Here is a 6,300-nt window from a genome sequence, read left to right as displayed (position 1 = left end):
GAACATTTAATGTTTTAAGTTATACGCTCCTGACTTACATCAGCAGCGCTGCACTTCCATCAAACGCCCACACTTATCGACTGTTAATTGTTAAAGAACCTTCCACTTCGCGCCACCAAAAACCCGGGTCGCGTCGCTGTCAAATCGTTTTGTTTGTCAGCAGCAGAGAGATGAGATTATGTGGCGTTTCCAGTTTTTCGTCAACTACTTTTTTACCACTCACCGAAAAACTTTTTACTACCCACACCACCATCAGCCCCGCCTCCCCACCTCAAACTCCGCGCCAAATCAGCCCCAACTTCTCTTCAGCTGCTTCGCTTATCTCGCGTCGCTCTCAACGGGAGGCGAACTATAGCAACCCTTTTAAAACCCAGCAAGTACTTTGTTAAATATATTTCGATTTACCTCTTTTTACCCAAATCCCACTGCACGATAGACTCGCCGCTGCTGGTGGTCTTGGGCACTGGCCGGAACGCATGACCATAGATAATTTCAAAGGTGAGCGGTAATTTACCATCCGGCCGGCGCTTGGCTTCCAGCGCCGCCTTGAGACGACTGCCGGCGGTGCGCCCCAATAGACCCCGGCTCCGAGTCGTTAATGGATTGCCGCCCCAGGCGCGTACATCCGCCAGCAACTTATCCACTGTGTCATAGGTCACCGTAATGGTTTCCATATCCATGACCGGCGTCGAGAAACCGGCATTCACCAGCATATCGCCGAAATCATGCATATCGACGAAAGGCAATACGTGCGTGCTGTCATCGATGCCAGCAAACGCATTACGCAATTCTTTGAAGGTGTCAGGACCGAAGCAAGAGAACATCAGCAAGCCATCCACCCGCAATATGCGGCGCCATTCGGCAAACACACGGTCCGGCTGCGGATGCCAGTGCAAGGCCAGGTTGGACCAGACCAGATCTACCGTGTTTGGCGCTAGCGGCAATTGGGCGAAATCACCGCACACCAGAGCGGATGCCAACTCGTCGCTGTTGCCGGTAAACGGCAGCCACTTCTTTAACAGGCGATTGACCGACAGTTGCGCTGTCTGGCGTTGCTCTTTTGCCATGGACAGCATGGGGGCAGACGCGTCCAGGCCGATAATGGCAGCATCGCTAAACCGCTGCCGCAATGTATATATATCCGAACCGGCGCCGCAACCGGCATCCAGCACGCGCTGCGGCGCTAGTTTCACCAGTGCAAGACGCTCGTGCATGCGGCTTGAGATTTCGCGACGCATGAACTCGGATTCGCGTACCAGCGCAGGCATGGAAAACAGCCGGCGCACCCGGCGCAAGTCGATAGGCGCGCTTTGACTAGTTTCAAAAGGAGGGAGTGAGGTAGACATCAAAATCCGGCAGGTGAGATGAAATGCGATAATCGCCAGTAGTTTACACGCTTGATTGCTTGTAGGCTGAGTGCATCGACAACCACCTAGTAAGAACGGGACCCGCCTTTGCTATTTTCCCTGCTACGACGCCACTGGCCGCAACAGCAACTTGCCCGCATCCTGGCGGCCATGCCGTCCTGCTGCGCGCTGTGCGGACAAAGCGGCAAGCGCGTTATTTGCGACGGTTGCAGCAAATGTTATTTTTCCGATCACCCGGCGCGCTGTCAACAATGTGCGAACCTGCTGCCGCAGCTCGATGGTTCCGGCCCAGCGCTATGCGGCAACTGCCTGAAACAACCCAGAGCCTTCGATGCCACCATCGTGGCATGCGACTATACGGCGCCAGCCGACCAACTGATTCTGGCGCTAAAATTCGGCGGGCAACTGGCATTGGCGCCTGTGTTTGCGCAAATGTTGTGTGAGGCAAGGCTGCGCCAGGTAAGCCGCGTTAGCGTTCATCCTGAACTACCGGCCGATTTGGCGGCGTTTTTACCAGATATCCTGACTGTGGTACCGCTCAGCGCCCAGCGCTTGCGACAGCGCGGCTTCAATCAGGCCCTGGAGATAGCCAAACCCTTTGCGCGCATGCTTGGGCTTGGCTTGCAACATGGCCTGCTGCTGCGGCAACGCGACACTCTGCCGCAGTCGCAAGTGCCGGACCTGGAGCAACGGCGTCGCAACCTGCGCCAGGCGTTTGCCGTGCCGCCGGCGGCCGTAGCCCAAATACGCGGTCGCCACATAGGCGTGGTCGACGATGTCATGACTACTGGCGAGACGCTGCATGCGCTGGCGAAAACGCTACGCCGGCATGGCGCCCGCCGCATCACCAATTTCGTGTTCGCAAGGACTCCCTGAGCATCCTTGCGGCCTACCGTCTATATACATAAGGAGAATCACGTTGTTCCACGTCGTACTGGTTGAACCGGAAATTCCGCCGAATACCGGCAACATCATCCGCCTGTGCGCCAATACCGGTGCGCAATTGCACTTGATTGAACCGCTTGGCTTTCCCCTCGATGACAGCAAAATGCGCAGGGCCGGCCTGGACTATCACGACTACGCCACCATGCAGGTGCATGCCAACTGGGACGCCTTCCTCGCCAGCATGCGCGCGGCCGGCAGCTACGACCCCAGCCGCATGTTTGCCATGACTACCCACGGCTCAACGCCGTTTGCCAATCTCAAATTCCAGGCCGGCGACGTATTTGTGTTTGGCTCGGAAACCCGCGGCCTCGATCCGGCGTTGCGTGAATCATTTGCGCCTTCGCAACGTATCCGCCTGCCGATGCGGCCGGACAATCGCAGCTTGAATCTATCTAATACGGTCGCAGTCGTGGTGTATGAAGCCTGGCGCCAGAATGGCTTTAGCGGCGGTGCCTGAACAAGTTTATCTTAGTAAAAGAACAATCAAGCCGCGGTTGTTATAATCCGCCATCTTGCAAATGAGCATTATGCCTCCTAATCTCCGCCTCTTTTTCGCCTGGTTCGCCATTTTCAGCTTCTTGCTGAATGGCGCGATGCAGCCTGTGCAGGCGGCAAATGGTCCGGCGATGGAAATTTGCAGTGCTTACACGACACGCACGGATGCAGAGAGCAAACAAACCCCGCTACACGTCAGGGATCATCGGTCATGCGCACATTGCTGCACTGCCTCCCACAGTCCGGCGCTACCGGCAACGCAGATGCAGAGTTTGTTTTGCGCGCGAGCAGGCGAGACTCACAATATACAAGTCGCATCAACAGTCGCGGCAAACCCGGCTGGCAGTAATTTTCAGGCGCGTGCACCGCCGCTGCCATCCGCTATCTCGCCATTGAACGAAAACACCTCACTATTCGCTGTCGGTATTTCCCCAATTTAAGCAAAGGATCATCATGTCTTTACGTTCCGTTTCCCTGTTTTTCTGCGCTCTCGCCGTCAGCGTTTCCGCCTATGCACACGAGTACCAGCTCGGCAGCCTGCACATCGACCATCCCTACGCACGCGCCACCGTTCCCGGTCAGCCTGCCGGCGGTGCGTTCTTGAGTATCGAGAATAGCGGTAAAGAAGCCGATAAACTGATAGGCGTCAGCGCATTAATCGCAAAAAGCACGGAGATCCACACCATGTCCATGGAGGGCAATGTCATGAAAATGCGCGAAGTCGGCGAGATTGAGCTGCTGCCGGCAAGCAAAGTTGACATGATTCCGGGGCACGGTTATCACATCATGCTGATCGGTCTGACCCAGCCGTTAAAAGCCGGCGACAAATTCCCGCTGACACTGACTTTCCAGAAAGCCGGCAAGATAGAAGTGTCGGTATACGTCACCGATCTGACCGGTAAATCAGCCGACACGGCGCATCAACACTAAAAATAAACGGCGCCTGCATAAAAAAAGCGCGGAATCCGCGCTTTTTTTCGTCTCGCTGTTTGTATGGATCAGGAACCTTGCCGCACCTTGCTCAACAATTTGCTGGTTGAGCGGTCATGCTCGAATGCAATCGCGACAACCTGGCCGCCATACGCCAGCACTGCCTGGCCTTCCGGAATCGCGTCCATCTTATAATCGCCGCCTTTGACGTACACTCCGGGCTGCGCTTCCTGCACCACTTCCAGCGCCGTATCTTCATCAAACTCGACTACCAGGTTGACCGCTTCCAGCGCCGCCAATACGGCCATGCGGTCGGCACACGTATTGATCGGCCGGTCATCGCCCTTACCCAGACGCTTGACCGAAGCATCGGTATTCACCGCCACCACCAGCGATGCGCCTTGTTCACGCGCCTGCGCCAGATAAGTGACGTGGCCGCGATGCAGGATATCGAATACGCCGTTGGTCAACACTACCGGCTGCGGCAGAGCCGCAACACGGGCTTTCAAATCAGCGCGGGTGCAAAGCTTGGTTTCAAATTTAGGCATGGTGAACATAAAAGCCGCAAAAAAAAAGCCGCAAAACGTGCGGCTTGGATTCAATCAATTTGTCGGCAATCGCCGGCAACGCTAAATGCTTAGCGCCGCCCACATCAGATTATCAGACTGCTTGAGCCGGCGTCAAAGCCAGACGGGCGACAACTTCCTTGCGATAGCGGTTCAGTTCTTGCACCGTATCAAAGGTACGTTCAAACAGCAAAGACATATTGTGCAGGATGCGATCGACCACCTTCTTTTCCCAGACGCCGTCGAATTTGATTTGCTCGTCCAGCCAGCGCTCCAGCCACTCTGGATCCGGCAGACGGCTTTGCACCGTGTCGTTCGGGAACAGCGATTGATTCACGTGCAGATTGGTCGGATGCAATGGTTTTTCGGTGCGGCGGGCCGATGCCATCAAGACGCCGATCTTGGCGAATGCGGCAGAAGCGCTATCGCCAACCTCGGACAACGCCTTCTTCATATAGCGCAGATAAGCGCCGCCATGACGCGCTTCGTCCTGGCTGATGATCTTGTAAATTTGCTTGATCACAGGTTCGGTGTGCCAATCGGAGGCACAACGGTACCAGTGGTTGAGACGGATCTCGCCGCAGAAATGCATCATCAGGGTTTCCAGCGGCGGCGCCGGATCGAATTCGAAACGCACCTTGTCCAGCTCAGCTTCGGTAGGCACCAGTTCAGGCCGGAAACGACGCAGATATTCCATCAGCACCAGCGAATGCTTTTGCTCTTCAAAAAACCATACCGACATGAAAGCGCAAAAATCGCTGTCGCCGTGGTTATCACGCAAGAACATCTCGGTTGCAGGCAGCGCCGACCATTCCGTAATCGCATTCATACGAATAGTTTGAGCTTGTTCGTCGGACAATTGGGTGGCGTCGAACTTGTCCCATGGAATATCGGTCTCCATGTTCCAGCGGACTTGTTCAAGCGATTTAAACAGTTCTGGATACAGCATACATACCTTAAGCAAGTGAGTTAACTGCTCGATTTTACCAAGAATTTGTTACAAGGCCGTTTATAAACCGGTTGAGAGTCGAGTTTTTGCCAAAAACCCTGCCTAAATCACAACAAAGTCAAGATATCACTTAGAGTTTTCCGTCCAAGCGCCGGACTTTAATCATCGCACTTATCCGGCGCTAGTCAAGCTGACCGGAAACCCGGGCTTGACTGGCTGACACTTCCGGCTATGGATAAAACCAATGTTGTTATTCTTTTGGAACAACCTTGGCTTTGCTTGAGCGCGCGGCTGTCTTGCCACCGGCGGCAGTGCTGCCTTTCTTCCCGGCAGACTTTGACGCTGTACCAGGCTTTGACGCGGTACCATTATTTGCTTTGCTACGGGGTTTAACTGTTGGCTTAGCCTCGTCGTCCGCCACCGCTTTAGTCGGCATGACCATTTTTTCTGCCGCGACCACGCTATTAACCGCTTGCTTGAACTGATTTTGCAATAAATCCCACCAAGCACCTGAAGTTCCTGCTGAGTTATCCGTCGCGCCGCTTGCGCTTGGCGGATTTTCAGCTTCCGCCGCAGGCTGTGCAGCGGGCGCCGGAGCCGGAGCCGGAGCCGGAGCAACATCGGCCTTTTTTGCCGGATTCATAAATGAAAACGGGAAACCCGCAGGTATCGCCCATGGGCTCGTGCCGGACTCGCTGTCGCTGCCCTCTTGCCGATCCCCTGCCGCTTGCGCACCCACTTGCGTACCCATTTGCGCACCCATTTGATTAACTGCAGCCATTGCCTCCAGCGCGGAAATGGTCGCGCTTTGCACCTCAAGCGCCTGTATCGTGGTGCGCAGCATATTCAAATTAAGATTCAGCCACGACTCTACCGCTTTCAGATCTCTGATCTTCTTATTGATTTCTTCCACCGACAAGGTAGGAACAACCATGCCCGGCACACCCATGCCGCCCCACATTTTCTTGATGAATTCGAGACTATCCTGCATTACGTCGGCTCCTGGAATACTAGAACTGCTCATCACACATCTCCTTCAGAGAAAATC

The 6,300-nt window shown here is 54.9% G+C and carries 9 protein-coding genes; 5 read left to right on the top strand and 4 right to left on the bottom strand.

Annotated elements, in window-relative coordinates; genetic code table 11:
• Positions 1-389 (top strand): hypothetical protein (locus tag KHU33_RS09120; RefSeq protein ID WP_211462528.1); only part of this gene is annotated, 389 nt, incomplete at its 5' end.
• A gap of 12 nt (positions 390-401) precedes the next feature.
• Here the strand turns inward: KHU33_RS09120 and KHU33_RS09115 are convergent.
• Entirely contained in the window at positions 402-1,346 is a 945-nt protein-coding gene (locus KHU33_RS09115) for a methyltransferase domain-containing protein (RefSeq protein ID WP_211462527.1), read from the bottom strand.
• Between the two features lie 108 nt (positions 1,347-1,454).
• Here KHU33_RS09115 and KHU33_RS09110 point away from each other — a divergent pair, with 108 nt between their 5' ends.
• The 4 genes from KHU33_RS09110 to KHU33_RS09095 all read left to right on the top strand — a co-directional run bounded on the left by KHU33_RS09110 (position 1,455) and on the right by KHU33_RS09095 (position 3,737).
• Entirely contained in the window at positions 1,455-2,243 is a 789-nt protein-coding gene (locus KHU33_RS09110; RefSeq protein WP_230414144.1) for a ComF family protein, read from the top strand.
• A gap of 43 nt (positions 2,244-2,286) precedes the next feature.
• Positions 2,287-2,769, top strand: coding sequence for a tRNA (uridine(34)/cytosine(34)/5-carboxymethylaminomethyluridine(34)-2'-O)-methyltransferase TrmL (gene trmL / locus KHU33_RS09105; protein ID WP_211462526.1), 483 nt, complete (start codon positions 2,287-2,289; stop codon positions 2,767-2,769).
• A gap of 61 nt (positions 2,770-2,830) precedes the next feature.
• Positions 2,831-3,247 carry a DUF2946 family protein gene (locus KHU33_RS26850; RefSeq protein WP_407928261.1) on the top strand — a complete coding sequence of 139 codons (417 nt, stop codon included), beginning with the start codon at positions 2,831-2,833 and terminating at the stop codon, positions 3,245-3,247.
• Between the two features lie 13 nt (positions 3,248-3,260).
• Positions 3,261-3,737 carry a copper chaperone PCu(A)C gene (locus KHU33_RS09095; protein ID WP_211462524.1) on the top strand — a complete coding sequence of 159 codons (477 nt, stop codon included), beginning with the start codon at positions 3,261-3,263 and terminating at the stop codon, positions 3,735-3,737.
• Between the two features lie 68 nt (positions 3,738-3,805).
• Here the strand turns inward: KHU33_RS09095 and rfaE2 are convergent, their stop codons facing one another.
• The 3 genes from rfaE2 to KHU33_RS09080 form a co-directional block, all read right to left on the bottom strand.
• Positions 3,806-4,285, bottom strand: coding sequence for a D-glycero-beta-D-manno-heptose 1-phosphate adenylyltransferase (gene rfaE2 / locus KHU33_RS09090; RefSeq protein WP_211462523.1), 480 nt, complete (start codon positions 4,283-4,285; stop codon positions 3,806-3,808).
• A gap of 112 nt (positions 4,286-4,397) precedes the next feature.
• Positions 4,398-5,252 carry a ferritin family protein gene (locus KHU33_RS09085; protein WP_211462522.1) on the bottom strand — a complete coding sequence of 285 codons (855 nt, stop codon included), beginning with the start codon at positions 5,250-5,252 and terminating at the stop codon, positions 4,398-4,400.
• 250 nt (positions 5,253-5,502) lie between these two features.
• Positions 5,503-6,276, bottom strand: a complete 774-nt coding sequence (locus KHU33_RS09080; RefSeq protein ID WP_211462521.1) for a PhaM family polyhydroxyalkanoate granule multifunctional regulatory protein — start codon at positions 6,274-6,276, stop codon at positions 5,503-5,505.
• Between the last annotated feature and the right edge of the window lie 24 nt (positions 6,277-6,300).

Origin of the sequence: Collimonas silvisoli, assembly GCF_018305005.1 — a bacterium.
GTDB lineage: Bacteria > Pseudomonadota > Gammaproteobacteria > Burkholderiales > Burkholderiaceae_D > Collimonas > Collimonas silvisoli.
Note: the sequence above shows the minus strand (reverse complement) of the source record. Positions and strands in the feature narration are given on the sequence as shown.